At 72.2% G+C, this 26614-nt stretch carries 27 protein-coding genes; 14 read left to right on the top strand and 13 right to left on the bottom strand.

Annotation, left to right across the window (positions count from 1 at the left end):
* Positions 1 to 21 precede the first annotated feature (21 nt).
* Complete coding sequence (locus ABTZ91_RS27075) at positions 22 to 1416, top strand: polysialyltransferase family glycosyltransferase (protein ID WP_352079850.1); 1395 nt, start codon at positions 22 to 24, stop codon at positions 1414 to 1416.
* A 34-nt stretch (positions 1417 to 1450) separates the two neighbouring features.
* Here the strand turns inward: ABTZ91_RS27075 and ABTZ91_RS27070 are convergent, their stop codons facing one another.
* The 3 genes from ABTZ91_RS27070 to ABTZ91_RS27060 form a co-directional block, all read right to left on the bottom strand.
* On the bottom strand, positions 1451 to 2272 hold the full coding sequence (locus tag ABTZ91_RS27070; protein ID WP_352079849.1) for a MerR family transcriptional regulator: 822 nt from the start codon (positions 2270 to 2272) through the stop codon (positions 1451 to 1453).
* Between the two features lie 69 nt (positions 2273 to 2341).
* The gene (gene leuE / locus ABTZ91_RS27065; RefSeq protein ID WP_352079848.1) at positions 2342 to 2995 is read right to left on the bottom strand and encodes a leucine efflux protein LeuE; all 654 of its coding nucleotides are present in this window, start codon (positions 2993 to 2995) and stop codon (positions 2342 to 2344) included.
* A gap of 194 nt (positions 2996 to 3189) precedes the next feature.
* The gene (locus ABTZ91_RS27060) at positions 3190 to 4770 is read right to left on the bottom strand and encodes a methylmalonyl-CoA mutase family protein (RefSeq protein WP_352079847.1); all 1581 of its coding nucleotides are present in this window, start codon (positions 4768 to 4770) and stop codon (positions 3190 to 3192) included.
* 226 nt (positions 4771 to 4996) lie between these two features.
* Here ABTZ91_RS27060 and ABTZ91_RS27055 point away from each other — a divergent pair, with 226 nt between their 5' ends.
* Positions 4997 to 5863 (top strand): L,D-transpeptidase family protein, encoded by an 867-nt coding sequence (locus ABTZ91_RS27055; RefSeq protein ID WP_352079846.1) that lies wholly within the window; start codon positions 4997 to 4999, stop codon positions 5861 to 5863.
* Positions 5864 to 6061: 198 nt separating this feature from the next.
* Here ABTZ91_RS27055 and ABTZ91_RS27050 read toward each other — a convergent pair whose 3' ends face one another.
* Together ABTZ91_RS27050 and ABTZ91_RS27045 are read right to left on the bottom strand one after the other, a co-directional pair.
* Positions 6062 to 7090, bottom strand: a complete 1029-nt coding sequence (locus ABTZ91_RS27050; protein ID WP_352079845.1) for a hypothetical protein — start codon at positions 7088 to 7090, stop codon at positions 6062 to 6064.
* A complete protein-coding gene (locus tag ABTZ91_RS27045; RefSeq protein ID WP_352079900.1) occupies positions 7090 to 7791 on the bottom strand; it encodes an RNA polymerase sigma factor in 702 nt (233 codons plus the stop codon). The genes ABTZ91_RS27050 and ABTZ91_RS27045 overlap by 1 nt, the downstream gene beginning before the upstream one ends.
* Before the next feature lie 403 nt (positions 7792 to 8194).
* Here ABTZ91_RS27045 and ABTZ91_RS27040 point away from each other — a divergent pair, with 403 nt between their 5' ends.
* A complete protein-coding gene (locus tag ABTZ91_RS27040; protein WP_352079844.1) occupies positions 8195 to 8998 on the top strand; it encodes a Clp protease N-terminal domain-containing protein in 804 nt (267 codons plus the stop codon).
* Between the two features lie 84 nt (positions 8999 to 9082).
* Here the strand turns inward: ABTZ91_RS27040 and ABTZ91_RS27035 are convergent, their stop codons facing one another.
* The gene (locus ABTZ91_RS27035; protein WP_352079843.1) at positions 9083 to 9613 is read right to left on the bottom strand and encodes a hypothetical protein; all 531 of its coding nucleotides are present in this window, start codon (positions 9611 to 9613) and stop codon (positions 9083 to 9085) included.
* A gap of 163 nt (positions 9614 to 9776) precedes the next feature.
* Positions 9777 to 11417: a glycoside hydrolase family 20 protein gene (locus ABTZ91_RS27030; protein ID WP_352079842.1), complete on the bottom strand. Its 1641-nt coding sequence runs from the start codon at positions 11415 to 11417 to the stop codon at positions 9777 to 9779.
* A 91-nt stretch (positions 11418 to 11508) separates the two neighbouring features.
* Between ABTZ91_RS27030 and ABTZ91_RS34180 the strand changes: the two genes are divergently transcribed.
* The 6 genes from ABTZ91_RS34180 (at position 11509) to ABTZ91_RS27000 (ending at position 16465) form a co-directional block, all read left to right on the top strand.
* On the top strand, positions 11509 to 12246 hold the full coding sequence (locus tag ABTZ91_RS34180) for a 2-oxo-4-hydroxy-4-carboxy-5-ureidoimidazoline decarboxylase (protein WP_407078031.1): 738 nt from the start codon (positions 11509 to 11511) through the stop codon (positions 12244 to 12246).
* A 192-nt stretch (positions 12247 to 12438) separates the two neighbouring features.
* Positions 12439 to 12819 carry a succinate dehydrogenase, cytochrome b556 subunit gene (sdhC, locus tag ABTZ91_RS27020; RefSeq protein WP_189948009.1) on the top strand — a complete coding sequence of 127 codons (381 nt, stop codon included), beginning with the start codon at positions 12439 to 12441 and terminating at the stop codon, positions 12817 to 12819.
* A gap of 8 nt (positions 12820 to 12827) precedes the next feature.
* On the top strand, positions 12828 to 13304 hold the full coding sequence (locus ABTZ91_RS27015) for a succinate dehydrogenase hydrophobic membrane anchor subunit (protein ID WP_352079841.1): 477 nt from the start codon (positions 12828 to 12830) through the stop codon (positions 13302 to 13304).
* Positions 13305 to 13329: 25 nt separating this feature from the next.
* Entirely contained in the window at positions 13330 to 15084 is a 1755-nt protein-coding gene (gene sdhA, locus ABTZ91_RS27010; RefSeq protein WP_352079840.1) for a succinate dehydrogenase flavoprotein subunit, read from the top strand.
* Complete coding sequence (locus tag ABTZ91_RS27005; RefSeq protein WP_352079839.1) at positions 15084 to 15842, top strand: succinate dehydrogenase iron-sulfur subunit; 759 nt, start codon at positions 15084 to 15086, stop codon at positions 15840 to 15842. Before sdhA ends, ABTZ91_RS27005 begins: the two co-directional genes overlap by 1 nt.
* Before the next feature lie 98 nt (positions 15843 to 15940).
* The gene (locus tag ABTZ91_RS27000) at positions 15941 to 16465 is read left to right on the top strand and encodes a hypothetical protein (RefSeq protein WP_352079838.1); all 525 of its coding nucleotides are present in this window, start codon (positions 15941 to 15943) and stop codon (positions 16463 to 16465) included.
* On the opposite strand, the gene ABTZ91_RS26995 is transcribed toward ABTZ91_RS27000, so the two are convergent.
* Positions 16466 to 17005 (bottom strand): MarR family transcriptional regulator, encoded by a 540-nt coding sequence (locus ABTZ91_RS26995; protein ID WP_352079837.1) that lies wholly within the window; start codon positions 17003 to 17005, stop codon positions 16466 to 16468. It lies immediately after the preceding gene.
* Positions 17006 to 17157: 152 nt separating this feature from the next.
* Here ABTZ91_RS26995 and ABTZ91_RS26990 point away from each other — a divergent pair, with 152 nt between their 5' ends.
* On the top strand, positions 17158 to 18360 hold the full coding sequence (locus ABTZ91_RS26990; RefSeq protein WP_352079836.1) for an MFS transporter: 1203 nt from the start codon (positions 17158 to 17160) through the stop codon (positions 18358 to 18360).
* Here the strand turns inward: ABTZ91_RS26990 and ABTZ91_RS26985 are convergent.
* The gene (locus tag ABTZ91_RS26985; RefSeq protein WP_352079835.1) at positions 18347 to 19129 is read right to left on the bottom strand and encodes an alpha/beta hydrolase; all 783 of its coding nucleotides are present in this window, start codon (positions 19127 to 19129) and stop codon (positions 18347 to 18349) included. The genes ABTZ91_RS26990 and ABTZ91_RS26985 overlap by 14 nt on opposite strands.
* A 125-nt stretch (positions 19130 to 19254) precedes the next feature.
* Here ABTZ91_RS26985 and ABTZ91_RS26980 point away from each other — a divergent pair, with 125 nt between their 5' ends.
* Genes ABTZ91_RS26980 through ABTZ91_RS26970 form a run of 3 tightly spaced genes read left to right on the top strand, consistent with a single transcriptional unit; the run spans position 19255 to position 20924 of the window.
* A complete protein-coding gene (locus tag ABTZ91_RS26980; RefSeq protein ID WP_352079834.1) occupies positions 19255 to 19704 on the top strand; it encodes a hypothetical protein in 450 nt (149 codons plus the stop codon).
* A gap of 18 nt (positions 19705 to 19722) precedes the next feature.
* Positions 19723 to 20160 carry a DCC1-like thiol-disulfide oxidoreductase family protein gene (locus ABTZ91_RS26975; RefSeq protein ID WP_352079833.1) on the top strand — a complete coding sequence of 146 codons (438 nt, stop codon included), beginning with the start codon at positions 19723 to 19725 and terminating at the stop codon, positions 20158 to 20160.
* 23 nt (positions 20161 to 20183) lie between these two features.
* A complete protein-coding gene (locus ABTZ91_RS26970) occupies positions 20184 to 20924 on the top strand; it encodes a TetR family transcriptional regulator (protein WP_352079832.1) in 741 nt (246 codons plus the stop codon).
* Here ABTZ91_RS26970 and ABTZ91_RS26965 read toward each other — a convergent pair.
* The 3 genes from ABTZ91_RS26965 to ABTZ91_RS26955 all read right to left on the bottom strand — a co-directional run bounded on the left by ABTZ91_RS26965 (position 20911) and on the right by ABTZ91_RS26955 (position 24303).
* Positions 20911 to 22470 (bottom strand): ABC transporter substrate-binding protein, encoded by a 1560-nt coding sequence (locus ABTZ91_RS26965; protein WP_352079831.1) that lies wholly within the window; start codon positions 22468 to 22470, stop codon positions 20911 to 20913. The two genes, ABTZ91_RS26970 and ABTZ91_RS26965, sit on opposite strands and share 14 nt — an antisense overlap.
* 181 nt (positions 22471 to 22651) lie before the next feature.
* On the bottom strand, positions 22652 to 24052 hold the full coding sequence (locus tag ABTZ91_RS26960; RefSeq protein ID WP_352079830.1) for a metallophosphoesterase: 1401 nt from the start codon (positions 24050 to 24052) through the stop codon (positions 22652 to 22654).
* 5 nt (positions 24053 to 24057) lie between these two features.
* Positions 24058 to 24303 (bottom strand): SCO4848 family membrane protein, encoded by a 246-nt coding sequence (locus ABTZ91_RS26955; RefSeq protein ID WP_352079829.1) that lies wholly within the window; start codon positions 24301 to 24303, stop codon positions 24058 to 24060.
* A 133-nt stretch (positions 24304 to 24436) separates the two neighbouring features.
* Here ABTZ91_RS26955 and ABTZ91_RS26950 point away from each other — a divergent pair, with 133 nt between their 5' ends.
* Positions 24437 to 25711 carry a D-alanyl-D-alanine carboxypeptidase gene (locus tag ABTZ91_RS26950; RefSeq protein ID WP_352079828.1) on the top strand — a complete coding sequence of 425 codons (1275 nt, stop codon included), beginning with the start codon at positions 24437 to 24439 and terminating at the stop codon, positions 25709 to 25711.
* On the opposite strand, the gene ABTZ91_RS26945 is transcribed toward ABTZ91_RS26950, so the two are convergent.
* Positions 25641 to 26603, bottom strand: a complete 963-nt coding sequence (locus ABTZ91_RS26945) for a YihY/virulence factor BrkB family protein (RefSeq protein ID WP_352079827.1) — start codon at positions 26601 to 26603, stop codon at positions 25641 to 25643. The two genes, ABTZ91_RS26950 and ABTZ91_RS26945, sit on opposite strands and share 71 nt — an antisense overlap.
* Between the last annotated feature and the right edge of the window lie 11 nt (positions 26604 to 26614).

Raw genomic sequence — 26614 nt, 5'->3', positions numbered from 1 at the left:
ACGAGCCTGAGCAGCACCCGCATGAGCACGCGCACGAGCCTGAGCACGAGCAGCACCCGCACGGGCGGCGGGTCCGAGGCCGGGTCCGGCACCACGCAGATCTTCTACGCCTCCACCCTGTACGGGGCCGTCACCCTGGCCGCGGCCCTGGACAGCGGCTGCTTCCGGCCCGCCGGGCGGCGCCTGCTGCTGGTGTCCACCAACGCGGCGGTGCCCGAGACCACCACCCCGCTGGACGCGATGCCCGGCTTCGAGCGGCTGCGCGGCCGGTTCGACGACGTCCTCGACTGGAACGAGACGATCGAACCGCTCCACCCGGGCGGCTGGACGCCCCGGCCGGACGACCTGCCCCTGCTCCAGCGGCACCTGCGGCGGCTGTGGGGGCTCGGCACCGACCGGATCGAACTCGTCGTGGAATCCCTCCAGGTGGCGCCCGCGCTCACGATCGCCCAGCTCCTCCCGGACGCGTCGATCCACGTGTACGCGGACGGGCTGATGAGCTACGGCCCGACCCGCAACAAGATCGACCCGCTGGTCGGCGAGCGGGTGCGGCGGCTGCTCCACCTGGACCTGGTGCCGGGACTCACGCCGCTGCTGCTCGCCGAGTTCGGGGCGGTCCCGGAGGCCGTACCGGCCGAGGCGTTCACCAAGGTCGTCGAGGAGCTGTCGGGCCCGGTCGCGGCCGAGACGTCCACGGCACCGGGCCCCGCGCTGCTGCTCGGCCAGTACCTGGCGGCCCTCGGCCTCCTCACCGCGGCCGAGGAGGGCGACCTGCACCTGCGGATGGTCCGGGGCGCCGTCGCCCGCGGCCATCGCCGCCTGGTCTTCAAGCCGCACCCCACGGCCCCCGACGGCTGGTCGCGGGCGCTGGTGCGGGAGGCGGAGGCGCTCGGCGCCGAACTGACCGTGCTCGACCGGCCGGTGCTCGCCGAGGTGCTCTACCGGGAGCTGCGGCCCGCGCTGGTGGTGGGCTGCTTCTCCACGGCCCTGTTCACGGCGAGCGTGTTCTACGGGATCGAGACCGCCCGGGTCGGCACCCGGCCGCTGCTCGCCCGGCTCTCGCCGTACCAGAACAGCAACCGGGTGCCCGTGCTGCTCGCCGACGCGCTCGTGCCGGACCTGGAGCGGGCCGACCTGGAGCGGCCCGGCCGGGCGCCGCTGGACGGGGCGGAGCTCACGGGCCTGGTCGCCGCGGTCGGCTTCGCGATGCAGCCGAGGATCAGGCCCGACCTGCGGGAGGCGGCCGTACGGCATCTGTCCGGGCCGCTCGCGGCCGCCACCCGGCACCACTTCACCCGCCGCCGGCTCACCTCCCTGGGCCTGCCCGGCGGTCTCCCGGTGCCCCGGCACCCGGGGCTGCGCCGCCTGGCCCGCCGCGCCCTGAAGCTGAAGCGGCGGGCCCTGGGCGGCCGGTGAGGGGTCGCCCATGAGGGGCGGCCGGTGAGGGGCGTCAGGCGCGGGTGACCGGCTCCTGGAGCTCGGTCACCCAGCGGCTGGTGTCCTCGGGGCACTCCAGATACAGCTCGCGGGCGTAACCGGCCGACACGTACCCGTGGGTGTCGATCCAGCTCGCCAGCGTCTGCGCCGTCGGCAGGATCTCGTCCATGGAGCCCCGGTGGACGACGGTCGCCGCCTCCTCCAGACCCGGAAGGACGAGCACCTCGACGCCCTCGACCCGCGTGCCCTCGGGCACGGTCATCCCGGCGTGCACGAGGACCGAGCCGTCACCCCGGCCCGCGTCCTCGTAGTACGCGATCCCCGGCCCGAAGCCGGTGACCCCGGCGGCCTCCAGGCGGGCGCACAGCTCCTCGTACAGCGGCCCGACGACCGGGCCGATGTCCTCGGGTCCGAAGCTCGCGGCGATGCCGCTGAGCTCGGCGATCCGGACGGCGGGGATCCTCTTCACGACGACGTCCTGCGTGGACATGCGTCCCTCGCTCTCGATGGCTCGGAGCCGCGCACCGACCTGGGCGAGCCGGGCCCGCGCCTCGGCGAGGGCCGTCTCCAGCTCGGCCTGCCGCAGCCGCAGCATCCCTCGCAGCTCCTCCGCGCCCACCTGCTCGTCGAGGATCGACCGCACCTGTTCGAGGGTGAAGCCGAGCTCCTTGAGCGCGATGACACGGTTGAGCCGGGCGAGCTGGGCCGCCTCGTAGAAGCGGTAGCCGCTGTGCGGGTCGACATGGGCCGGGCGCAGCAGTCCGATGGCGTCGTAGTGGCGCAGCATGCGGACCGACACCCGCCCGTGCCGGGCGAAGTCTCCGATGGTGAACATGACGCCCCCTACGGAACGGCCTCACACGGTGTCAGGGTCAAGCGGTGTCGGGGTCGAGCCGTGCCGGGATCAGGGACCCGCCAGCGAGAGCTTCGCGGCGAAGCCCAGGAAGAGGGCCCCGGCCGCCGTGGTCGCGCCCGCGGACAGCCGCCGGCGGCGACGGAACGCGGCGGCGAGGCGGGTGCCGCCGAATATCAGGGTCGTGAGGTAGAGGAAGCTGCCGAGCTGGAGCAGCGTGCCGAGGACCAGGAAGGACAGCGCCGGGTAGGCGTACGACGGGTCCACGAACTGCACGAAGAAGGAGATCAGGAAGAGGATCGCCTTGGGGTTGAACAGGCTGATGATCAGGGCGCGCCGGTAGGGGTGCTCCGCCGGGCCGGCCGGTGCCTCGGCGGGGACCTCCTCCGCCGTCTCGTGGCGCGCACGCCACATCGACCAGGCCGCGCGCAGCATCCCGTACGCCATCCACGCCAGATAGCCGGCACCCGCGTACTTCACGATCATGAAGAGCAGGGGCGTGGTCTGGAGCAGCGAGGCCGCGCCGAGGGCGGCGAGGGTCATGAGGACCGCGTCGCCGGTGAAGACCCCGGCGGCGGCCTGGTATCCGGTCCGGGTGCCCTTGCGGGCGGCGACGGACAGCACGTACAGCGAGTTCGGCCCCGGGAGCAGGATGATGAGGACGAGCCCGGCGAGGTAGGTCGGCAGATCGGTGACACCCAGCATGAAGCGGAGTGTCGCACGTGGGTACGACACTCCGCCCGGGCGTTTCGTATCGCGGAAGACCGGCCGCCGGCCGGTCCCGCGCGACGGGGTGGGATCAGCAGACGGCGGGGCCGGCAGACGGGTGGGCCGGCGGACGGGCGGGGCCGGCAGACGGGTGGGGCCGGCGGACGGGTGGGGCCGGCGGACGGGTGGGGTCAGAAGGCGTCCGTCGGGACGTACGTGCCCCAGACCTCGCGCAGCGCGTTGCAGACCTCGCCCACCGTGGCGCGCGCCTTGAGCGCGTCCTTCATCGGGTAGAGCACGTTGTCCGTGCCCTCGGCCGCCTTCTTGAGCTCCGCCAGCGCCGCGTCCACGGCCGCCTGGTCGCGCTCGGCGCGCAGCTTGGCGAGGCGCTCGGCCTGCTGGGCCTCGATCGCCGGGTCGACGCGCAGCGGCTCGTAGGGCTCCTCGACGTCGATCGTGTAGCGGTTGACGCCGACGACGACCCGCTCGCCGGAGTCGGTCTCCTGCGCGATGCGGTAGGCGGAGCGCTCGATCTCGTTCTTCTGGAAGCCGCGCTCGATCGCGTTGACCGCGCCGCCCAGCTCCTCCACCTTCGCCATGAGCTCCAGGGCGGCCGCCTCGACGTCGTCGGTCATCTTCTCCACCACGTAGCTGCCCGCGAACGGGTCGACGGTGGCGGTGACATCGGTCTCGTAGGCGAGGACCTGCTGGGTGCGCAGGGCCAGGCGGGCGGACTTGTCCGTCGGCAGGGCGATGGCCTCGTCGAAGGAGTTGGTGTGCAGCGACTGCGTACCGCCGAGGACGGCCGCGAGGCCCTGCACGGCGACCCGGACCAGGTTGACCTCGGGCTGCTGGGCGGTCAGCTGCACGCCGGCGGTCTGGGTGTGGAAGCGGAGCATCAGCGACTTGGGGTTCTTCGCGCCGAACTCCTCCTTCATCACCCGCGCCCAGATCCGGCGGGCCGCACGGAACTTCGCGACCTCCTCCAGGATCGTCGTGCGGGCCACGAAGAAGAAGGAGAGCCGGGGCGCGAAGTCGTCCACGTCCATGCCGGCCGCGACCGCCGTGCGCACGTACTCGATGCCGTCGGCGAGCGTGAACGCGATCTCCTGCGCCGGCGAGGCGCCCGCCTCGGCCATGTGGTAGCCGGAGATCGAGATCGTGTTCCACTTGGGGATCTCGGCCTTGCAGTACTTGAAGATGTCCGCGATCAGCCGCAGCGAGGGCTTGGGCGGGAAGATGTACGTGCCGCGGGCGATGTACTCCTTCAGCACGTCGTTCTGGATCGTGCCCGTCAGCTTGTCCGCCGGGACGCCCTGCTCCTCGCCGACGAGCTGGTACAGCAGGAGCAGCAGGGAGGCGGGGGCGTTGATCGTCATCGACGTGGACACCTTGTCGAGCGGGATCCCGTCGAACAGCACCCGCATGTCGTCGATCGAGTCGATCGCCACGCCGACCTTGCCGACCTCGCCGTGCGCGATCGGGGCGTCCGAGTCGTGGCCCATCTGCGTCGGCAGGTCGAAGGCGACCGACAGACCCATCGTGCCGTTCTCGATCAGCTGCTTGTAGCGGGCGTTGGACTCCACGGCGGTGCCGAAACCGGCGTACTGGCGCATGGTCCACGGCCGGCCGGTGTACATCGTCGGGTACACGCCGCGCGTGAACGGGTACGACCCCGGTTCGCCCAGCTTCTCGGCCGGGTCCCATCCCTCCAGGGCGTCCGGTCCGTAGACCGGCTCGATGGGCAGCCCCGACTCCGACTCGCGCGCCATGTGTTGTGCCTCCCGATAGACCTGCTGCTCACTGCTTGCTGATCAAGACCCGCTCCTGAGCGGTACCCGCCCTCGCTGCGGACTGTAGCGGCGGGTGTGCGGCCGGGTGGAGAGCAGCACGCTGGGACCTTCCTCACAGCATGCCCGTCTCTTTTCGGTCACGTGCGCAACCGGGCGGGCCCGGGAAACATCCCTCCGTACACACATCTTTTCCCGGGGGGCACCGATGAAGCGTTCGACCGTCGTCCACAGAGCCGTCCTGGCCGTCGCGGCCGTCACCCTGGCCGCCGGCTGCGTGCCCGAGGCCGCCGGCTCCGGCGGCGCCCGCACCACGCCGCCGTCCGCGCCGACGACCGGGTCCGCCGCGCCGGCGCCGACGCCGTCCTCGGCCACCCCGGGCACGGACGACAAGCCGTCCTCGCCCGCGCCGACGACCGGCACCGGGACGCCGGAGCCGACGGCCAGGATCCTGATGGACGACGGTGACGAGAGCGCCCAGGTGCGCGAGCTCCAGGCCCGGCTGCGGCAGTTCGGCTCCTTCGACCGGGCGCCCACCGGCTTCTACGGGAAGATGACCGGGGCCGCGGTGAAGGCCTTCCAGAGGAAGCGGGAGCTGCCGACGACCGGCTCGGTCGACGAGGTCACCTGGCGGAAGCTGCTGGCGGCGACGCGCGAGCCGACCGCCGACGAGCTGCGGCCGGCGACCACCAACACGCTGGACACGCCCGACCCGCGCTGTATGACCGGCCGGGTGATGTGCATCAGCAAGGAGAGCCGGACGCTCGCCTGGATGGTCGACGGCAAGGTCGTCTCGTCCTTCGACGTGCGCTTCGGTTCGGAGAACACCCCGACCCGCGAGGGCGAGTTCAAGGTCGAGTGGAAGGCCCGGGACTGGACCTCGACGCTCTACCACACGCCGATGCCGTACGCGATGTTCTTCAGCCGCGGCCAGGCGGTCCACTACTCCTCGGACTTCGCGGCCCGCGGCTACAACGGCGCCTCGCACGGCTGTGTGAACGTGCGGGACAAGGGGAAGCTGGCGGTGCTGTTCGACCAGGTGAAGGTCGGCGACAAGGTCGTCGTGCACTGGTGACCCGGGGCGAGGGCCCACGAGGAGGAAGAAGAGAAGGAGAAGGGGCGCGGGTGGGACCGGGGGAACGTGTCCCACCCGCGCCGGTGCGCCGAGCCGAAGGTACGGGGGGAACCCCGGCTCCGTGCGCTCGCCGATGACCAGTCGGCTCACTCAGTACTGCGTCGGCGGGTCGAAAAGTGTCACACCCTGCTCGCGGGGCTAGGAACGGGAGCGGTCCTTGCCGTGCGTGCCGGAGCCGCCGGTCCCCTTGGATCCGCCCTCGGCGCTGCCGCCGGCGCCGCCCTTGCGGTCGCGGTCGTCTCGGTCGTCCTTGTCGTCGCCGTCGGCGTTGCCCGACTCCGTACCACCGCTGCCCGTGCCACTGCCGGAGCCGCCGGTGCTGCCGCCGGTGCTGCGTCCCGTGGAGGGCTGGGTCGCACCGGTGGAGGGCGCGCCGGCCAGTACGCGCTCGCAGTACCGCTTCACGGTCTCGCCGCTCCTGAGCGAGCCCGCGATCCGCTGCCGGCCGCTGTCGGTCAGCCGGCCGGCGCGGTACTCCTTGCAGGCCTCGACGATCCTCTGGTCCTTGGACGCGCCGCCGCCGTCCGGGCCCGCCGTGCTCTTGTCCGGGTCGGCGGTGACGCCGGCCGTGTCGCCGGGTCCGGGCGTGGCGGTGGTGGGCCCGTCGGTGGGGCCGGGGGTGCCGGTCCGGCCGTCGGGGTCGGCGGGGACGCCGGGCCCTTCCGTGCCGGGGCCGGTGCCGGTGTCGCCGCCCGGCGAGCCGGAGGCGGTGGGCTCGGTGGTGTCGACGGCCCTGACCGAGTGCCCGGAGGCGGGCTCGGAGGTCAGGGGCAGCATGCCCGTACCGGCGGCGACGGCGACTCCGCCGACGGTGACGGCGGCGAGCGCGGCGGCGAGACCGTAGCGCAGGGAGCGTCCCCAGCGCGGGCCGGTGCGGACGGGGGCGATCCGGACGGCGCCGAGGTCGGCCGGTGCGGCCTTGCCCGCGGATCCGGGTACGGCGGCCGCGCGCTCGGCGGCGGCCTTGCGGAAGGCGGCGAGCGCGGCGGCCTCGCCGGGGAGTTCGCCGGCCGTGGCGGCGGCCGACGGCGTACGGGCCGTGTCGAGGGCGCGCGCGAGGAGTTCGGCCTGCGCGCGGAACGCCTCGTCGACGGGGTCGACCGGCTCGCCGCGCAGCAACCGCTCCGCGGCCTCCTGGTCGAGCCACTGGTACCGCTCGTCGGCCATCACATGTCCTTCTGCGTCCGCGCGCGCGATTGCGTCACACCGCCGGGCGTCGCGGCCCCCGCCCGGCGACCGCGCTGCGGAGGTACGCCGTCGAGCGGGGAGTCGCCGTCGGGACCACCGTCGGCGCCTGGCGGGAGGTCACCGCCGTGACCGGCCGTACCGAGGAGTTCGGCGAGCTTCTTGAGGCCCCGGTGGGCGGCGGTACGGACCGCGCCGGGGCGCTTGCCGAGGGTGTCGGCGGCGCTCTTGGCGTCCAGGCCGACGACGACCCGCAGGACGACGGCCTCGGCCTGGTCCTGCGGAAGCTGGGCGATGAGGTGCATGGTGCGGCCGGTGGCCAGGGCTTCGAGGGCCTCGCCGGCGGTGTCGGAGTCGGCGGGCTTGTCGGTGAGCTCGGTCTCGTCGCCGCCGACGGCGGGACGGCGGCCGCGCATGCGGATGTGGTCGAGGGCGCGGTTGCGGGCGATGCGGGCGGCCCAGCCGCGGAAGCGGTCGGCGTCGCCGCTGAAGCGGTCGAGGTCGCGCGCGATCTGCAGCCAGCTCTCGGAGGCCACGTCCTCGGCGTCGGCCTCGCCGACCAGGGTGCGTAGGTAGCCGAGGAGCCGTGGATGCACCGCGCGGTACACGGTGCGGAAGGCGTCCTCGTCACCGTTCTGCGCGGCGAGCACTGCGGCCGTCAGCTCCGCCTCGTCCCCCAGCACTCCCCACACCTGTTCGTCGTCGCGCTCATCGCGGCTGGTCGTCACCGCCACGCCGCCCGGGGCGCAGCAGAACGCTACGTCCTTTTCGGGCGCCGCGTCCACGCGGGTCCGGTTCTTTGTACAACGCGGACGTTCGCGCGGCGCGAGCGGGGTGTGACGGGACCGTCGCCCTTCGCGTCAGCCGGCCTCCCGCGACGGTGTGACAGAAAACGCACGCGCGGCGCTGTTAGGAGTACGGGGCCGTCCGCGGCTCCGCGGACGACGACCGGGGCCTCTCCTGTGGGGGGTGGCGGCCCCGGTCGTCTTCCTTTGGGGCGCCCTCGGACGGGGCGCCCTTTTCTTTTACCCGCACGCTGTCAACTAGCGGTTGACAGTGGACGGGTGTCAACCTAGGGTTGCACTCATGACGACTCCCCTCGGCATGACCAGTCCCGTGCGTCTCGACGACCTGATCGACGCGATCAAGAAGTCCCACACGGACGCCCTCGACCAGCTGTCCGGCGCGGTCATCGCGGCGGACCACCTCGGCGAGGTCGCCGACCACCTCATCGGCCACTTCGTGGACCAGGCACGGCGGGCCGGCGCCTCCTGGACCGACATCGGCAAGAGCATGGGCGTCACCCGGCAGGCCGCCCAGAAGCGGTTCGTCCCGAAGGACGACAAGGAGGCCGACGCGGCGAAGGCGGACCCGAACGCCGGCTTCAGCCGGTTCACCCCCCGCGCCCGCAACGTCGTGATGGCCGCGCAGAACGAGGCCACCGCCGCCCGCAACGCCAAGACGGTCCCGGCCCACCTGGCGCTCGGCCTGCTCGCCGAACCCCAGGGGCTCGCGGTCACGTGGATCACCGGCCAGGGCGTCACCCCCGACCGCGTCCGCGAGGCGGTCACCCCGACGCTGCCGCCGGCCGCCGACGAAGTACCCGCGCTCATCCCCTACGACGCGGACGCCAAGAAGGTCCTGGAGCTCACCTTCCGCGAGGCCCTGCGCCTCGGCCACACCTGGGTGGGCACCGAGCACATCCTGCTCGCCCTGCTGGAGTTCGAGGACGGCAAGGGCCCGCTCACGGGCCTCGGCCTCGACAAGGCGCGGGCCGAGCGGGAGATCGCCGAGGCGATCGCCTCGATGCACATCGAGGAGCCGGCGGCGGAGCCCACGGAGCAGACGAAGCCCGCGGGCGAGACGGAGGAGACCAAGCCGGGGGCCTGAACGGGCCGGGCGTGGGGGCCGGCGCCCGGCCCCCACCCTTCTCTTCCGTCACCACCGGGATTCACGGCCGTGGGCCATGCCGCCTCAGGCGGTCCGCGCCCGGCGCGAGACGACGGCCCGCAGGACGCGACCGCCCTCGATGGACAGCTCGCGGGCCCGGCGCAGGCCGGTCGGGCCGTGCGCGGCCGCCTCCAGGACGGCCTGCTGGCGGCGGAGTTCGCCCGCGTGGAGCGGACCGGCTTCGGTCGCGTCGTACAGGCGGTGCACGGCGAGCGCGACGGCGGAGCACCGTCCCGCCCAGTCCCGCAGCGGCTCCTCGGCCCACTCGGCGGGCACGCCGTCCAGCATCGCGCGCACCATCGTGACGACCCCGCCGGCGTCCGCGTCCGCGCCGCCCGCGCCCTCCAGCTCGACCCGTGCCTTGGCGACCGCCTCGGCCCACAGCGCACCGTCCCCGCGCGCCACCGCGGCCCACACCGGCCGCAGCACCTCGGCGCGCTCGGGCGCGAGCAGCGGCAGGCACCGGTCCAGGCAGGCGAGTCCGGCGGCGGCGAGGCCACGGGCGTCGGCGCGGTCGATCAGTTCCTGCAGGCTCGTGCTCGTCACGGACGTCATGGACGCCTCCTCGCCAGCGATGCGGACGCAGTACTTCCACTACTGCGCCGTTCGGCGCGTTTTCGTCACTGCGCGGCCGGAATCATGCCAGTGGCCTTCGCGTGCTGCATAGAGGTCGGGCGACGGACGACCGCTCGGGGCGGCCCGTGCCGAGCCGTCCCGCTCAGCGCACCCGCCCCGCCAGCGCCCTGAACTCCGCCCACCCCAGCACCGGCTTGCGCGCGTCCCACAGCTTCTGCGCCGTCGCCGTCAGCGGCATCCGGATGCCTTCCGCCACCTGGGCCTGGGTCTGGGCGCCCGCGAGGTCGCACCAGACGGCGAACACGCCGCCCAGGATCTGCGGGTCGTAGCGGGCGGGGACGGGAGACGTGCCGCGCACGACGAGCGGGGTCCACTCCTGGTAGATGCGGCGGCCGGTCGGGTACGTGAACTGATTGGGCTGGCCGAGGACGTAGTAGAGGTACTCGTCGTTGTAGTTGATCAGCTTGCGGCCGGCGCTCAGGTACGAGGTCGGGGTCCGGGCCCCGATCTCCTTGCCGGTCCAGTAGGCGACCTGGATGTCCCGGTCGGGGCTCACCACGCCGCCGGTGAAGAAACCGTCGTTCCAGGCCCGGAGTTCCTTGCCGGTCGGCCGGACGACGGCCGCGCGGTCGTTGAGCCAGCCGGTCGCCAGGTCCTGGACCCGGCCGGAGGCGCCGTACTTCGCGGTCGCGGCGCGGGCGAGCTGGGGATAGGTGGCCTCGGGGTTGGCCGACATCAGGGCCACGTACTCGTCGGCGCCCAGGTGCCAGTGGCCGCCGGGGAAGAGGCCGGCGTACTCGCGCAGCAGCTCGTCGACGATCTTCGCCGCGGCGGGCTTGGAGATGTCGACGGCGCCGCGCAGGGTGCGGCCGGTGGCGCTGACGAGCTGGAGGTCGGGGTGGGCGGCGATGACCGCGCCGAGGTGTCCGGGCGAGTCGATCTCGGGGACGACCGTGATGTGCAGGCTCGCCGCCAGGGCGACGATCCGCCGGACCTCGGCCTTGGTGAGGTGCTGGGCCGAGACGACCTCGGGGTGGCTGTCGGAGGCGATGCGGAACCCCTGGTCGTCGGAGAAGTGCAGGCCGAGCTGGTTGAGCTTGAGGTCGGCCATCTCGCGCAGCCGGGCCTCGATCCAGCCGGCGGTGAAGTGCTTGCGGGCGATGTCGACCATCAGTCCCCGCTGCGGCTTGGCGGGGGCGTCGGTGACGACTCCCTCGGGCACGGCGCCGGTCGACCTGACGGACTGTTTGAGCGTCCGGGTGCCGTAGAAGACGCCGGCCTGGTCGGGTCCGGTGATGCGGACGCCGCCGCCCTGGACGGCGAGGCGGTACGACTCGGGGGCGCCCTGGCCGCCGAGGGCGAGGCTGACGTCGCCGGGCCGGGCGGCCGCGGTGCCCCGGTACGGGACGCCCAGCTCTCCCGCGACCAGGCGGGCCTCGTCGGCGAGGGCCCGCTCGTCCTTCGCGGCGACGACCACACCGGTGTCCGGTCCCGGCTTCCAGCCGGGACCACGGGCCGCCGTGTGGTTGCGGACGGCCGGGATGACCTGGGGCGCGGTGGACAGCGGATAGGTCTTCGTCGGGCTCGGTGTCGGTGTCGGCGTCGGGCTCGGGGGTGGCGCCGCCGTGCTCGTGGCCGGGCCGGACGGGGAGCTTCCCGTGGGCGCGGAGACGGCCGGCGGGGCGGACGGAGAACCGTTGGAGCAGGCCGCCACGGTGACCAGTGCCACCGCGGCCGCCATCACTGCGGGGCCCCGGCGGGGCCCTCGTATGGAGTACCGCATCACTCGGAATCCTCCCTCATCGGGTGAATGACGGCATCCCGGGGTTTTCCGGCACTTCCGTCCACCCCTTCGACGAAACCCACTCGTCCAGGTGAAATTCGCGCATCCGTCGGACACTTCCCCCGTCCCGCCGATAGCGTGGAGTCACATCCACCCCATCGGTTTTCGCCGCGCCCTCCCGTCCTCTCTCGCCCCCCTCGCCACCCTCCCGCTTCCGCCTGGCTCGCGCCCTTCGCCTCCGGAGTCCCCGCTGACCAGCGACACCCATGCCGCCCCCTGCCGGACCCCGGTCTCCCCCGCCATACCTGCCCAGCAGGGCACCGCCCGGCACCTCGGCGGCCCCTCCGGCCTCACCGGTCCCTCCGGCCTCTCCGGCCTCGTGCGGTTCAACGCGGCTCCGGCCCTGGTCGCCGAGAACCTGCTGCTCGACTGCTGCGGCAGCCGGCGCTGGGCCGAACGGGTGGCCGCGCACCGGCCGTACCCGACCCTGGACGCGCTGCTCGCCGCCGCCGACGAGGCCGGCTACGACCTGTCGGGGGCCGATCTCGACGAGGCCCTGTCCCGCGAGACCTCCGCGCTGCCGCACCCGGACGCGCCGCCGGCCGCCCGCACGGCGCTGGGCGCCGCCCTCGCCGCGTACGAGAGCAGCTTCGGGCACGCGTTCGTGATCAGCCTGGACGGAGTTCCGGCCGGTGAGCGGCTCGACCAGGTCCTCGCGGGGATCAGGTCACGTCTCGGCAACGAAAGGGAGGAGGAACGGGTGATCGCCGCGGACGAGCTCCGCCGCCTCGCCCGGACCCGGCTCACGCGTTCGATCGCCGCGTGGTGAGTTCGCCCGGAATGCGGCGATTCGGGGCCGAACAATAGCCCGTCCGTGCCTGTTTGATCACACCTATGGACCCCGCGCGAGCGAACCGACAACTCGTCGCTACGATGACCGGGGCCGGTGGACCGTACCCGGCCGGGCCTGACCGACAGAGAAGCCGGCCGGCCCTGATCCCCGCTCCCGGAGGGTTTTTCCGTGCCGGCTGGAACGCTGTACCGCGGCCGGGAAGGAATGTGGTCCTGGGTGGCTCACCGAGTCACCGGCGTCCTCATCTTCTTCTTCCTGTTCGTACACGTGCTGGACACCGCTCTCGTCCGTGTCTCCCCCGAGGCGTACGACGAGGTGGTCGCGACCTACAAGACGCCGATCGTCGCTCTGCTGGAGTACGGCCTCGTCGCCGCCATCCTCTTCCACGCGCTGAACGGTCTCCGTGTCATCGCCGTGGACTTCTGGTCCAAGGGCCCGCGCTACCAGAAGCAGATGCTCTGGACCGTCGTGGGCATCTGGGTCGTGCTGATGGCGGGCTCGATCTACCCCGTCCTCGGCCACGCCGCACGTGAACTGTTCGGGAGCTGACGCCAGACATGTCCACTGACACCTCCACCGCGATCGGTCCCGTCGAGGGCGGCGCCCCCTACGACGTGGACAACCCGGCCCCGTACATCGAGGCCCCCCGCAAGCGCACCGGCAAGACCCCGCGCGCGACCCGAGGCAACTTCGAGATGGCCGCGTGGCTCTTCATGCGCCTGTCCGGTGTCGTCCTGGTCGTCCTGGTCCTCGGCCACCTGCTGATCCAGCTCTTCCTGGACGGCGGCGTCTCCAAGATCGGCTTCGCCTTCGTGGCCGGCCGCTGGGCGTCCCCGTTCTGGCAGGTCTGGGACCTGCTGATGCTGTGGCTGGCGATGCTGCACGGCGCCAACGGCCTCCGCACGGTCATCAACGACTACGCGGAGCGGGCCAACACGCGCCTGTGGCTCAAGGGCCTGCTGTACACCGCCACGGTGTTCACCATCCTTCTGGGCACGCTGGTGATCTTCACCTTCGACCCGAACATCCGCTAGGCACGGGGCTGAGGTAATCCACGTCATGAAGATCCACAAGTACGACACCGTCATCGTCGGCGCCGGTGGCGCCGGCATGCGCGCCGCCATCGAGGCGACGAAGCGCAGCCGCACCGCCGTGCTGACGAAGCTCTACCCCACCCGCTCCCACACGGGCGCCGCGCAGGGCGGCATGGCCGCCGCGCTCGCCAACGTGGAGGAGGACAACTGGGAGTGGCACACCTTCGACACGGTCAAGGGCGGTGACTACCTGGTCGACCAGGACGCCGCCGAGATCCTGGCGAAGGAGGCCATCGACGCCGTCCTCGACCTGGAGAAGATGGGCCTGCCGTTCAACCGGACCCCGAACGGCACCATCGACCAGCGCCGCTTCGGCGGTCACTCCCGCAACCACGGCGAGGCCCCGGTCCGCCGGTCCTGCTACGCCGCGGACCGCACGGGCCACATGATCCTCCAGACGCTGTACCAGAACTGCGTCAAGGAGGGCGTGGAGTTCTTCAACGAGTTCTACGTCCTGGACCAGCTGATCACCGAGGTCGACGGCGTCAAGACGTCCGCCGGTGTGGTCGCCTACGAGCTGGCCACCGGCGAGATCCACGTCTTCCAGGCGAAGGCCGTGATCTACGCGTCCGGCGGCACCGGCAAGTTCTTCAAGGTGACGTCCAACGCCCACACCCTGACCGGTGACGGCCAGGCCGCCTGCTACCGCCGGGGCATCCCGCTGGAGGACATGGAGTTCTTCCAGTTCCACCCGACGGGCATCTGGCGCATGGGCATCCTGCTCACGGAGGGCGCCCGCGGTGAGGGCGGCATCCTGCGCAACAAGGACGGCGAGCGCTTCATGGAGAAGTACGCGCCGGTCATGAAGGACCTCGCGTCCCGTGACGTCGTCTCCCGCTCCATCTACACGGAGATCCGTGAGGGCCGCGGCTGCGGTCCCGAGGGCGACCACGTCTACCTGGACCTGACGCACCTCCCGCCGGAGCAGCTGGACGCCAAGCTCCCGGACATCACCGAGTTCGCCCGTACGTACCTCGGCATCGAGCCGTACACGGACCCGATCCCGATCCAGCCCACCGCGCACTACGCCATGGGCGGCATCCCGACCAACGTGATGGGTGAGGTCCTCAGCGACAACACCACCGTCGTCCCGGGTCTGTACGCGGCCGGCGAGGTCGCCTGTGTCTCCGTGCACGGCGCCAACCGCCTCGGCACCAACTCGCTGCTCGACATCAACGTGTTCGGCAAGCGGTCGGGCATCGCGGCGGCCGAGTACGCGGCCAAGGCCGACTACGTCGAGCTGCCCGAGAACCCCGCCTCCTTCGTCCAGGAGCAGGTCGAGCGCCTGCGCAACTCCACGGGCAACGAGCGGGTCGCGGAGCTGCGCCGAGAGCTCCAGGAGACGATGGACGCCAACGTGATGGTGTTCCGTACGGAGCAGACCATCAAGACGGCCGTCGAGAAGATCACCGAGCTGCGCGAGCGCTACAAGAACGTGTCCATCCAGGACAAGGGCAAGCGCTTCAACACCGACCTCCTGGAGGCCATCGAGCTGGGCAACCTGCTCGACCTGGCCGAGGTCATGGCCGTCTCGGCCCTGGCGCGCAAGGAGTCCCGCGGCGGTCACTACCGCGAGGACTACCCGAACCGCGACGACGTCAACTTCATGCGCCACACCATGGCGTACCGCGAGGTCGGCGAGGACGGCTCCGAGACCGTCCGTCTCGACTACAAGCCGGTCGTCCAGACCCGCTACCAGCCGATGGAGCGTAAGTACTGATGGCTACCCCCGTACTGGACAAGGTGGAGAAGGACTCCGCCGCGTCCCCCTACATCACGGTCACCTTCCGCATCCGCCGGTTCAACCCGGAGATCTCGGACGCGGCGGTCTGGGAGGACTTCCAGATCGAGATCGACCCGAAGGAGCGCGTGCTCGACGGTCTCCACAAGATCAAGTGGGACCTGGACGGCACGCTGACCTTCCGCCGCTCCTGCGCGCACGGCATCTGCGGCTCGGACGCGATGCGGATCAACGGCAAGAACAGGCTCGCCTGCAAGACGCTGATCAAGGACATCAACCCCGAGAAGCCGATCACCATCGAGGCCATCAAGGGCCTGACGGTGATGAAGGACCTCGTGGTCGACATGGAGCCGTTCTTCCAGGCGTACCGGGACGTCATGCCGTTCCTGGTCACCAAGGGCAACGAGCCGACCCGCGAGCGCCTGCAGTCCGCCGAGGACCGTGAGCGTTTCGACGACACCACCAAGTGCATCCTGTGCGCCGCGTGCACGTCGTCCTGCCCGGTCTTCTGGAACGACGGCCAGTACTTCGGCCCGGCCGCGATCGTCAACGCGCACCGCTTCATCTTCGACAGCCGTGACGAGGCGGGCGAGCAGCGCCTGGAGATCCTGAACGACAAGGACGGCGTGTGGCGCTGCCGCACGACGTTCAACTGCACGGACGCCTGCCCGCGTGGCATCGAGGTCACCAAGGCGATCCAGGAAGTGAAGCGCGCGCTCATCACCCGCCGCTTCTGACACCTGGTCACGACGGGGAAGCCCGCTTCTGTACGCTGCGTCGTGCAGAAGCGGGCTTTTTCGCGTCCGCACGGTCGTGTGCGGGGAGACGGGGACTGATGAGCGAGCCGAACCCTTACAAGTCGGAGGACTCCGGGGCCTACGAATGGGGCCCGGGCCACCAGGCCGGTACGCCCGGTTACGGCTATCCGCACACGCCCCCGCCGCCCGCCTACCGGCCGACCCTCGCGGGCGGGGTCCCGGTGCCGCCGCAGCACGCGCCGGTCCCGCTCGGCGCGGGCGCGCCGCTGTTGAGCCTCGGGGACATCACCGTGGTGGGCGACCAGATCATGACGCCGGCCGGGCCGATGCCGCTCAAGGGCGCGGTGTGGAACGCGATGGACATGTCGCGGACCGAGGAGAAGATGCCGACGGTGGCGATCGTGCTCGCGATCGTGTTCTTCCTCTTCTGCCTGCTGGGCCTGCTGTTCCTGTTGATGAAGGAGAAGCAGACGACCGGCTTCATCCAGGTCACGGTGACCAGCGGCGGCCGCCACCACGCGACGATGATCCCGGCGACCGGCCCGGACACGATCCACTGGGTGATGGGGCAGCTGAACTACGCGCGGTCGCTCAGCATGTGATCAGCCGCCGGGCCAGTGCTCGGCGCTGTCCTGTTCGGCGGCGAGCATGACGCGGCGGAGCAGGTCGTTGAGCGTGTCGCGTTCCTCGGGGCTCAGGACGCCGAGGAGGCGTTCCTCCTCGTGGCCGAGGACGTCCATCGCGCCGAGCCAGGTCGCGCGGCCCGCTTCGGTCAGTTCGACGATGACACGGCGGCGGTCGGTGGTGGAGGGGGTGCGGCGGACGAAGCCGCGCTTCTCCAGGGCGTCGAGGCGGCCGGTGACGGAGGCGGGGGCCAGGTCGAGGTCCTGGGCGAGCTCCGAGGGCGCGGCGCTGCCGCCGCGGCCGGCGAGCTTGTGCAGGGTGTCGAACTCGTGGCGTTCGAGGTCGAAGTCGACGAGGGACTGCTCGCGCACCCGGCGCAGGTGCACGGACAGCTTCTTCATGCGGGTGACCGCGCCCTCGACGACCGGGTCGAGGCCGGGCAGGACCGGCTTCCAGCGGGCCACGTGCTCGTCGGTCCAGTCGTGCGGGGTCGCGCGGGGTTCGCCGGTGGGGGCCATGGGCTGATCGTACGGCGCCGGTGCGGCGCGGCAACGGCACCCGCACCGGTGCCGGCATCGGCGTCGGGGTCGGCGTCGGCGTCGGCGTCGGCGTCGGCGTCAGCAAAAGTATTTCGTTGACGAATTATTCGGAACCGAAATACTGTTCCCGTATGCCTGCCACCGCTCCTCATCCGCTGCGCACGCGCTCCTTCCGGCTGCTGTTCGCCGGGCGCACGCTCTCCGTCCTCGGCGACGCCGTCGTCCCGGCCGCCCTCGCCCTCGCGGTGCTGAAGGCGACCGGCTCCCCCTCGGCCCTGGCGCTCGTCCTGGCCTGCGCGATGGTGCCGAAGCTGCTCCTGCTGCCGCTGGGCGGCGTCGTCGGCGACCGCTTCGACGCCCGTACGGTCGCGCTGGCGACGGACCTCGTCCGGTGCGTCACCCAACTGGTCGTCGGCGTCCAGCTCCTCGGTGGCACGCCCTCGCTGGCCGTCATCGCCGCCGTCGAGGTCGTCGGCGGCGCGGCCGGGGCGTTCGCGGCGCCCACCTCCGCCCCGCTGGTCAAGGGCACGGTCCCGGCCGAGTCGCTGCAGCGGGCCAACGCGGCGATGGCCGTCGCCCACAGCGCGAGCAGGATCGGCGGGCCGGCCCTCGCCGGGACGCTGATCCTGACCGTGGGGCCGGGCTGGGCGTTCGTCCTGGACGCGGTGAGCTTCGCCGTCAGCGCCGCGCTGCTGTGCGCCGTACGGGTCGAGCGGGTGAAGGTGCCCCGGCGCTCGGTCCTCGCCGACCTCAAGGAGGGCTGGCACGAGGTCCGCGCCCGGGACTGGTACTGGACCAGCCTGATCGGGCACAGCGCCTGGAACGGGGCCGCCGCCGTGCTGATGACGCTCGGTCCGGCGATCGCCCTGGACCGGCTGGGCGGTGACCTCGCCTGGGCGGTGCTCCTCCAGGTGGGCGCGGTCGGGCTGCTGCTCGGCTCCCTGGCCGCCGACCGGGTCCGGCCCGGCCGCCCGATCCTCGCGGCGAACCTCGGCCTCGCCACGTACGCGCTGCCGCTGCTGCTCCTGGCGGCCGGCGCCCCCGCACCGCTGGTGATCGGCGCGTACGGGCTCGCCCAGGTCGGTCTCGGTTTCCTCACCCCGGTGTGGGAGACGGCGGTGCAGCGGGCCGTCCCGGCGCACGCCCTCGCGCGGGTGACCTCGTACGACTGGCTGCTCTCCCTCGCGGCGATGCCGCTGGGTTACGCCCTGGCCCCGCTCGCCGCCTCGGCGTGGGGCCCGGGGGTGCCGCTGACGGCCGCGGCGGTGGCGGTGGCGGGCTGCTGCCTGGCGACGGCGTTCGTGCCGGGGGTGCGCGGCTTCAGGGCCGGCTGACGGGAGCCAGGGAACCGAGGAAGCCGGCGAGCAGGCGCGCGGTCTCCTCGGGGCGCTCCAGGGCGGGCAGATGACCGGCCCAGTCGAGGGGGACGTGCCGGGCGTACGGGAGCAGCTCGGCGAGCCGGGCCGCGAGCTCCCGGAAGACGGGGACGTCATGGTCGCCGGAGACCGCGAGGACCGGGACGTCGATCCGGGCGAGGTCGGCCTCGGTGACCCCGGCGGGGGCGGGCCCGAACGCCTCGGGGGCGGCGAGCTGGAGCTCGAAGGCGCGGCGCTGCATCCGCCGGACGAGTTCGCGGGCCCCCGCGTCGGCCTCGGGGCCGAGCCAGAAGTCCACGTTGAGGTCGACGGCGGCGTCGAGGTCGCCGGCCTCGATCAGTTCGTCCTCGCGCCTGCCGAAGGCCCGCAGCCGCTCGCCGGGTTCGAGGTCCACCGGGGCGGCGGCGCAGAGCAGTGCGAGGGCGGTGGCCCGCCCGGGGTGGCGGGCGGCGAACTCGAGGGCGACCTCGCCGCCGAAGGAGGAGCCCACGAGTGCGGCGCGTTCGGCGCCGAGAGCGTCGAGCAGGGCGGCCACGTCGTCGGCGTGGACGTGGGGGCCGTCGACCGGGGTGTCGCCGAAGCCGCGGAGGTCGCAGCGCACCACGCGGTGCCCGGCCTCGGCGAGGGCGTGGAACTGACCGTCCCACATGCGCCGGTCGCAGACGCCGGAGTGGAGCAGCAGAACGGTCGAGGGGCCGTCGCCGGCCACGTCGTGAGCAAGTGTCATGGCCCTGACCCTACGAGGTGTCCCCCTTGGCCGCCCGTGTTTTCCACCCCCGGCTTGAACATGTTCAAAGGCGGGTCTACAGTCATGACCGTCAGCTTTGAACGCGTTCAAGGGAGCGTGAGGGCATGGACCTCACTGTCGTCGCGTACGTCGTCTATCTGCTCATCAGCGTCGGGCTCACCGTCTGGGTCGCCCGCACCCTCAGCCGCAACGGCAAGGTCTTCCTCGCCGACGTCCTGCGCGGCAACGAGAAGCTCGCCGACGCCGTGAACCATCTGCTCGTCGTCGGCTTCTACCTCGTCAACTTCGGCTTCGTCGCCCTCTACCTGAGCCAGGACGAGGCCGTCCTCGACGCCCGCCGGCTCTTCGAGGCCCTCTCGGTCAAGCTCGGAGTGGTCCTGCTCGTCCTCGGCGTGATGCACCTCGCCAACGTGTACGTCCTCAACAAGATCCGCCGCCGGGGCGTCATGGAGCGCGAACAGGTCCCGCCGGTCCCGCCGCAGGGCTGGACCGCCCCCGGCAGGCCCGGCCCCCAGGGCCCCGGCCCCTGGGCCACCCCGGCCACCGGCGCCTGAACCCCGGCCGGGCACCCGATGAAGCCGAACGCGCCGGTACGGCACCTGACCGTCCTCTACGACGCCGACTGCCCGCTCTGCGTCCACCTGCGGCACTGGCTGCTCCGCCAGCCCCAGCTCGTACCGCTGCACCTCGTCCCGGCCGGCTCGCAGGAGGCGCGGCGGCGCTTCCCCGCCCTCGACCACGCCTCCACCCTGCGGGAGATCACCGTGGTCGGGGACGGCGGCCAGATCTACCGCTCCACCGCCGCCTGGATCGTCTGCCTCTGGGCACTGGCCGAACACCGGCCCAGGGCCCACTGGCTGGCCACCCCGGCGGGGCAGCCCTTCGCCCGCGCCACCGTCCTCGCCGCCGCCAGGTGGCGCGAGCTCCGAAGGACGGAGCCCGCAGACGGGGCAGGCGCGGACGGGGGCTGCGGGGACGGGCGGTGCGAGGCACCCGGCGCGTCCGGCTAGGCTCAGGACCCGTGGAGAACGCGATGGAAGAGAAGCAGGACCGGCCCGCCAAGGCGCCCAAGAGCGAGCAGACCCGCGCCCTCATCCTGGAGACCGCGCTCCGGCTGTTCAAGGAGCGCGGCTACGACAAGACCACGATGCGGGCCATCGCGCAGGAGGCCGGGGTCTCCGTCGGCAACGCGTACTACTACTTCTCCTCCAAGGAGCACCTCGTCCAGGGCTTCTACGACCGGATCGCCGAGGAGCACCAGGCGGCCGTCGAACCCATCCTGGAGGGCGGCGAGAAGGACCTGGCCGCCCGGATCCGCGGGGTGCTCCTCGCCTGGCTCGACATCGCCGAGCCGTACCACGAGTTCGCCGCCCAGTTCTTCAAGAACGCCGCCGACCCGGACAGCCCGCTCAGCCCCTTCTCCCCCGAGTCGGAGGGCCCGCGCGAGGCGGCGATCGAGGTCCACCGGCGGGTCATCCGCGGCGCCTCGGTCAAGGTCGACCCCGAACTGGCCGAGCCGCTCCCCCGCCTGCTGTGGCTCCAGCAGATGGGCCTCGTGCTGTTCTGGGTCTACGACCGCTCCGAGAACGCCGCCAACAGCCGCCGCCTGGTCGGACGGCTGGCCCCGGTCACCGCCCGCGCCATCTCGCTCTCCCGCTTCCGGATCCTGCGCCCGCTGGTCACCGACGTCCACGACGTCCTGTCCGACTTCATGCCGACGGCTGCCGGGATGGCGGCCTCGGGCAAGCCGAAGCGCGGCTCTAGATCCAGCTGAGCTCCCACAGCCGCCAGATGCCCGTGCCGTCCGACAGGTACTGCGAGCCGGCCACGGCCTCCGTCGACAGCACGTAGTCCTTCTTCTGCCACAGCGGCACCAGCGGCACCTCCTTGGCGACCTCGGCCTGGATGGACTTGAAGTCGGCGACCGCCCGCGCGCGGTCGCCGTACTGCTGCGTCGCCGTGATCAGCGCGTCGATCACGGGGCTGGAGAAGCCGTTGTGCAGGGTGTTGTCCTTGCCGACGAGCGGGGCGGTGAAGCTGTCGGAGTCCGGGAAGTCAGGGAGCCAGCCGACCGTGTACGCGTCGAACTCGCCCGCCGCGTACTTCTTCTGGAAGGACTGCCACGCCACGGACCGCACCTCGACCTCGAACAGCCCCGTCTCCTCCAGCTGCTTCTTCAGCTCGGCGGCCTCGGCCGCGTAGGTGACGTCCTCCCGGTGGCCGAGCGTGAACTTCACCGGCGTCTCGACGTCCGCGTCCTTCAGCAGCTTCTTCGCGGTGTCGGTGCTGGGCTCCGGATAGCGGTCGTAGAAGGAAGTGCTGTGGCCGAGGAAGCCCTGCGGAATGAGGGAGTACAGCGGCTCGACGGTGCCCTTGTACGGCCCGGTGGTGATGGCCGGGCGGTCGATCACGGCGGCGACGGCCTGCCGGACCGCCTTCTTCGCCATCGCCGAGCCGGGCCGCACGTTGAAGTTGAGGTTGCGGGTCTCGGCACTGGCGGCCTCGGTGACCCGGACGCCCTGCTGCGGGCCCTGCTCCATCGCGTTGATGAAGGCCGGTGGCATCTGCCGGTGCGTCACCTCCACCTGCTTCTTCTTCCATGCCTCGGCGAGCTGCTCGGACTCCTTGAAGTACTTCACGACCACCGTCCGCCCGGCCTTCGCGATGGCGCCCCGGTAGCGGGGGTTGGGCTCCAGGCGGGCGCTGACGCCCGGCCGGTAGTCCTTCAGCACGTACGGCCCCGAGCCGTCGACCGCGTTGCCGCCGCGCAGCGCCCTGGCCGGGTACGTGGTGCGGTCGACGATCGAGCCGGCGCCGGTGGCGAGCTTCAGCGGGAAGGTGGCGTCCCGGCCGCTGAGGTGGAAGGTGACCTTCTGCCCGTCGGCCGCCACCTTCTTCAGGGTCGGGAACAGCGGCTGCGGACCGACGTCCGTCTTGATCGCCAGCATCCGCTCGAACGAGTAGCGGACGTCGTCCCCGGTGATCTTGCGGCCGCTCGCGAAGCTGAGGTCGTCGCGGAGCGTGCACTGGTACACGGTCAACCGCGTGCCGACGAACCCGCAGCTCTCGGCCGCGTCCGGCACCGGCGTGGTGAAGCCGGGCTTGAAGGTCAGGAGCGACTGGTAGACGTTGCTGTACATCGCCCAGGAACCGGCGTCGTAGGCACCGGCCGGATCGAGCGAGGTCACCTCGTCCGTGGTGCCGACGGTGATGGGATCGGTCCGCACGTCGTCGGAGGGCAGCAGCTGCCAGCCCCCGATTCCGGCGGCCAGGACGACCCCACAAGTGACCAGAACGCGCAGACGGACCGTCGACCGCATGAGACGTGCTTCCTTTGTCGCGTACCCACCCCTGTCACGGCCGGCCTCCGCCCGCCGCGATGGCGCCACCCAACCACACGACCTTCACTGGTGGAAGGGTAAACCTTCACACCGCACGCATATGTCCAGGGATAAGGGATTTCGGTGACCGAACCGTACGTATCAGTCACCAAGCGCTCCGTCACGCCTGCTTGGACGCCAGCTCCACGACGGTGATGTCGGAGGGCGCGCCGACCCGGACCGGCGGCCCCCAGGCACCCGCGCCGCGCGACACATACAGCTGCGTGTCGCCGTAGCGTTCCAGCCCCGCGACCGTCGGATTGGCGAGCTCGGCGAGGAAGTTGCCGGGCCACAGCTGGCCGCCGTGGGTGTGCCCGGAGAGCTGGAGGTCGACGCCGTGCCGGACGGCGTCGTCGATGACGATGGGCTGGTGCGCGAGCAGCACGGCGGTACGGGACCGGTCCCGGTCCCCGAGCGCCTTCACGAAGTCGGGGCCCTGCCCCTCGCTCTCGCCCGCCACGTCGTCGACCCCGGCGAGGTCGAAGCCCGCGCCGATCTCCACGCGCGCGTTGCGCAGCGGCCGCAGGCCGAGCTCGCGGACGTGGTCGACCCAGGCGTCGGCGCCGGAGAAGTACTCGTGGTTGCCCGTCACGAAGAACGCGCCGTCCCGGGCCCGCAGCCGCGCGAGCGGCTCGGCGGCGGACCCGAGGTTCTCCACGGTGCCGTCGACCAGGTCGCCGACGACGGCGACCAGGTCGGGCTGGGTGGCGTTGATCGTGTCGACGATCCGCTGCGTGTGGGCGCGGCCGAGGATCGGGCCGAGGTGGATGTCGGAGACGACCGCGACGCGGTAGCCGTGCGCGCCGCGCGGCAGCTTGGCCAGCGGCACGGTGACGCGCTTCACCCGGGGGCCGCGCAGCACCCCGTACGTGCCGTGGCCCACGGTCCCGACGGCGACGGCGGCGGCAGTGCCGGAGACGAGGCGGTTGACGAAGAGCCGCCGCGAAAGGTCGGGCCCTCCGGACACGGACTCGGGCCGGGGCTCGGACACGGGCTCGGGCCGCGGCTCGGACACCGGCTCGGGTACGGGCGGGGGCGCCGGGTCCGTCGCCTCCACGGGCGCGGGCACGGCCGCCGGCACGGTGGCGGGGACGGGCTCGGGGGCGGCGGTGGCGGGGGCGGCGGCCGGGGACGGGGCGGCGGGGGCCCGCACCAGGGCCGTGACCGGCGCCGCGGCCCGGGCCCGGGCCTGGGCACGGCGGGCCGCCCACCGCCGCAGCAGCGGCCGCAGCGGCTCCGTCACCGCAAGGGCGAGCGTCACGTACAGCAGCAGCGCGAGCCACAGGAAGCCCGGCCAGGCGACGGTCTGCTGGAGGACGAAGGGGGCGCCGGCCCGCCCGGAGACCAGCGCCGCGACCGACAGCAGCGGCAGCACGACCGCCGCGGCCGTGCCGATACGGCGCGCCACACCGCCCGGCGCCGTCAGGTCACGCACCAGACGCCGCCACACGTACCAGTGGACCGCGCCCAGGAGGGCGAGGACCACGACCAGCACCAGCAGGAAGACGACCACGCCCCACATACCCCTTATCCGCGCTCGCGCCGAAGTGCGCGCACGCCACGCAACCCGATCGCCCCGACGACCGTCCCCAGGACAAAGGACGTGATGGCCAGCAGCAGGTGAACCCAGAAGTAGGCCGTCGGATCGCCCGCGTCGTCGAAGGCGAGACCGCTCGCGTCGTTCCACAGGTTCTTGACGAAAGTGATCCAGATGAACCAGCTCCACACCCCGAACGCGAGCAGGAACCAGGAGACCGGCCGACTGAGCTTCATGGTCCCAGTATCCCCACCCGCCCCACGGTCCCTGCCGACGGGCCCGCGCGGGGACCTGCGGACGGGTGGACGAGCGGGGACGAACCGCCCCGCGGGGTTCGGCGGCAGGTTCCGGCGATGTACGTTCTCGACCGTGTCCGCTTCGAAAAAGACCGTGAAGACCGCATTGACGGTCACCGCCGCCGCGCTGCTCCCCCTCCTCGCCGTGCATCCCGCCCAGGCGGACGGCAAGGACAAGCAGCCCAAGCCGCCCTCCGGCATGTCGTCCGTCGGCGGCAGGCTGCTCAGCCTCCCCGGCACCCAGGTGCGGCTCGGCCCCGGCGCCCCGGTGCTGCCGAAGGAGCTCAGCGCGCGCTCCTGGATCGTCGCGGACGCGGAGAGCGGCCAGGTCCTCGCCGCGCACAACGCGCACTGGAAGCTCGCCCCGGCCTCCACGCTGAAGATGCTCTTCGCGGACACCCTGCTGCCGAAGTTCCCCCGGACGCAGAACTACACCGTCAAGCCCGAGGACCTGGCCGGCGTCGGCGCCGGATCCAGCCTGGTCGGCATCAAGGAGAAGCAGACCTACAGCGTCCACGACCTGTGGCTGGGCGTCTTCCTGCGCTCCGGCAACGACGCCGTCCACGTCCTCACCGCGATGAACAACGGCAAGGAGCAGACCGTCCGGGACATGCAGGCGCGTGCGGACGAGCTCCAGGCCCTGGACACCGTCGTGAAGTCCCCGGACGGCTACGACGACCCGCACCAGGTCTCCTCCGCGTACGACCTCACCCTCATCGCCCGCAGCGGCATGCAGAACCCGGACTTCCGCGAGTACGCCGCGACCCCGCGCGCACAGTTCCCCGGTGAGCTCAAGCCCGGCAAGAAGCGCGAGACCTTCGAGATCCAGAACACCAACCGGCTGCTCACCGGCGACCTCGGCGTCCCCGCGTACCAGGGCATCGCCGGCGTCAAGAACGGCAACACCACGCACGCCGGCGCGACCTTCACGGGTGTCGCCGAGCGCAACGGCCGGGTGCTGCTCGTCACCGTCATGAACCCCTCGTCGAAGGAGCAGCACGCCGTCTACAAGGAGACCGCGCGGCTGCTCGACTGGGGCTTCGCGGCGGCCGGCAAGGTGACGCCGGTGGGCGAGCTGGTGCCGCCGAAGTCGGTGCGGACGACGCCGGGCTCCGACTCGGGCACGTCGGACGACGGCTCCACGCCCGCACCGGGCAAGAACGCGCCGGCCGGCACCGACCAGGCGGCCGTGGCGCAGGAGAAGTCGGGCGGCGCGGGCATCGCGCTCGCCGTGGCGGGCGGCATGCTCGTGCTGATCGCGGGCGCCGTCTTCCTGGTCAACCGGCGCTGGCCGCAGGCGGCTTCCGCTCGGACGGCCCCTCCGGTCGACGAGAGCGTGAATCCCTGAGGTCGGAGTCCGCGTCGCCGGGTGCGTCACCGTCGCGGGAATCCCTGGCGCCGGTGGCCGTCCAGGCCGCGCAGAACAGCAGCAGTTTCGCCATGAAGTTGATCCACAGGAGCAGGGCGACCGGGACGCCGAACGCCCCGTACATCGACTTCGCCGCGACGCCCTTCATGTAGCCGCCGAGCAGCAGCTTGAGCAGCTCGAAGCCGACCGCCCCGAGCAGCGCCGCGACCACCAGGTCGCGGCGCCGCGGCTCGACGCCGGGCAGCAGCGTCAGGACGTACGACAGGATCAGGAAGTCGGCGACGACCGCCACCAGGACGGCGGCGACCTCCAGCAGGATCCCGCCGGCGCCCTCGTGCGAGACGCCGACCCGTTCGGCGGACCAGCCGACGGCGGTGGAGCCGAGCCAGGACGCGGCGAGCGAGCCGAGCATGACCCCGCCGAGTCCGAGCAGCACGACCGCGTCCTTGCCCTTGCGCAGGATCGGGTTGTCCTCGTCGGCGTCGTCCAGGCCCCACACCGCCCGCAGGCACTCGCGCATCGAGCCGACCCAGCCGATGCCCGTGAAGAGCAGCACGGCACCGGCGACGAGGCCGACGGTGCCGGCGTTGTCGACGAGGCCGCCGATGTCGAGCTGTTCGGAGATGCCGGGGACCTGGTCGGCGATCTTCGCCTCGATCCGGTCGAGCTGTTCGGCGGACAGCAGCGCGGCGCCGATCGCGGCACCGACGGTGATCAGCGGGAACAGCGACAGGAAGCTGATGAAGGTGAGCGCGGCGGCGAGCCGGGTCCAGTGGACCTGGTCGAGGGTCTCGTACGAGCGCCAGGCGTGGGTCTTCATGAGGCGGGCGGCCCAGGGGCCGACGACGGGGAGCTTGGTCAGCCAGTCCATGTCGTACGCGT

Source organism: Streptomyces sp. NPDC126499 (genome assembly GCF_040302485.1).
Taxonomy (GTDB): Bacteria; Actinomycetota; Actinomycetes; order Streptomycetales; family Streptomycetaceae; genus Streptomyces.
This window is presented reverse-complemented; position numbering and strand designations above follow the sequence as displayed.

Bases quoted from the DNA above. Each gene is read 5' to 3' on its own strand.
- ABTZ91_RS27075 (WP_352079850.1), top strand. From the start codon at position 22: ATGAGCACGCGCACGAGCCTGAGCACGAGCAGCACCCGCACGGGCGGC.
- ABTZ91_RS27070 (WP_352079849.1), bottom strand. From the start codon at position 2,272: ATGTTCACCATCGGAGACTTCGCCCGGCACGGGCGGGTGTCGGTCCGC.
- leuE (WP_352079848.1), bottom strand. From the start codon at position 2,995: ATGCTGGGTGTCACCGATCTGCCGACCTACCTCGCCGGGCTCGTCCTC.
- ABTZ91_RS27060 (WP_352079847.1), bottom strand. From the start codon at position 4,770: ATGGCGCGCGAGTCGGAGTCGGGGCTGCCCATCGAGCCGGTCTACGGA.
- ABTZ91_RS27055 (WP_352079846.1), top strand. From the start codon at position 4,997: ATGAAGCGTTCGACCGTCGTCCACAGAGCCGTCCTGGCCGTCGCGGCC.
- ABTZ91_RS27050 (WP_352079845.1), bottom strand. From the start codon at position 7,090: ATGGCCGACGAGCGGTACCAGTGGCTCGACCAGGAGGCCGCGGAGCGG.
- ABTZ91_RS27040 (WP_352079844.1), top strand. From the start codon at position 8,195: ATGACGACTCCCCTCGGCATGACCAGTCCCGTGCGTCTCGACGACCTG.
- ABTZ91_RS27035 (WP_352079843.1), bottom strand. From the start codon at position 9,613: ATGACGTCCGTGACGAGCACGAGCCTGCAGGAACTGATCGACCGCGCC.
- ABTZ91_RS27030 (WP_352079842.1), bottom strand. From the start codon at position 11,417: ATGCGGTACTCCATACGAGGGCCCCGCCGGGGCCCCGCAGTGATGGCG.
- ABTZ91_RS27015 (WP_352079841.1), top strand. From the start codon at position 12,828: ATGTCCACTGACACCTCCACCGCGATCGGTCCCGTCGAGGGCGGCGCC.
- sdhA (WP_352079840.1), top strand. From the start codon at position 13,330: ATGAAGATCCACAAGTACGACACCGTCATCGTCGGCGCCGGTGGCGCC.
- ABTZ91_RS27005 (WP_352079839.1), top strand. From the start codon at position 15,084: ATGGCTACCCCCGTACTGGACAAGGTGGAGAAGGACTCCGCCGCGTCC.
- ABTZ91_RS27000 (WP_352079838.1), top strand. From the start codon at position 15,941: ATGAGCGAGCCGAACCCTTACAAGTCGGAGGACTCCGGGGCCTACGAA.
- ABTZ91_RS26995 (WP_352079837.1), bottom strand. From the start codon at position 17,005: ATGGCCCCCACCGGCGAACCCCGCGCGACCCCGCACGACTGGACCGAC.
- ABTZ91_RS26990 (WP_352079836.1), top strand. From the start codon at position 17,158: ATGCCTGCCACCGCTCCTCATCCGCTGCGCACGCGCTCCTTCCGGCTG.
- ABTZ91_RS26985 (WP_352079835.1), bottom strand. From the start codon at position 19,129: ATGACACTTGCTCACGACGTGGCCGGCGACGGCCCCTCGACCGTTCTG.
- ABTZ91_RS26980 (WP_352079834.1), top strand. From the start codon at position 19,255: ATGGACCTCACTGTCGTCGCGTACGTCGTCTATCTGCTCATCAGCGTC.
- ABTZ91_RS26975 (WP_352079833.1), top strand. From the start codon at position 19,723: ATGAAGCCGAACGCGCCGGTACGGCACCTGACCGTCCTCTACGACGCC.
- ABTZ91_RS26970 (WP_352079832.1), top strand. From the start codon at position 20,184: ATGGAAGAGAAGCAGGACCGGCCCGCCAAGGCGCCCAAGAGCGAGCAG.
- ABTZ91_RS26965 (WP_352079831.1), bottom strand. From the start codon at position 22,470: ATGCGGTCGACGGTCCGTCTGCGCGTTCTGGTCACTTGTGGGGTCGTC.
- ABTZ91_RS26960 (WP_352079830.1), bottom strand. From the start codon at position 24,052: ATGTGGGGCGTGGTCGTCTTCCTGCTGGTGCTGGTCGTGGTCCTCGCC.
- ABTZ91_RS26955 (WP_352079829.1), bottom strand. From the start codon at position 24,303: ATGAAGCTCAGTCGGCCGGTCTCCTGGTTCCTGCTCGCGTTCGGGGTG.
- ABTZ91_RS26945 (WP_352079827.1), bottom strand. From the start codon at position 26,603: ATGGACTGGCTGACCAAGCTCCCCGTCGTCGGCCCCTGGGCCGCCCGC.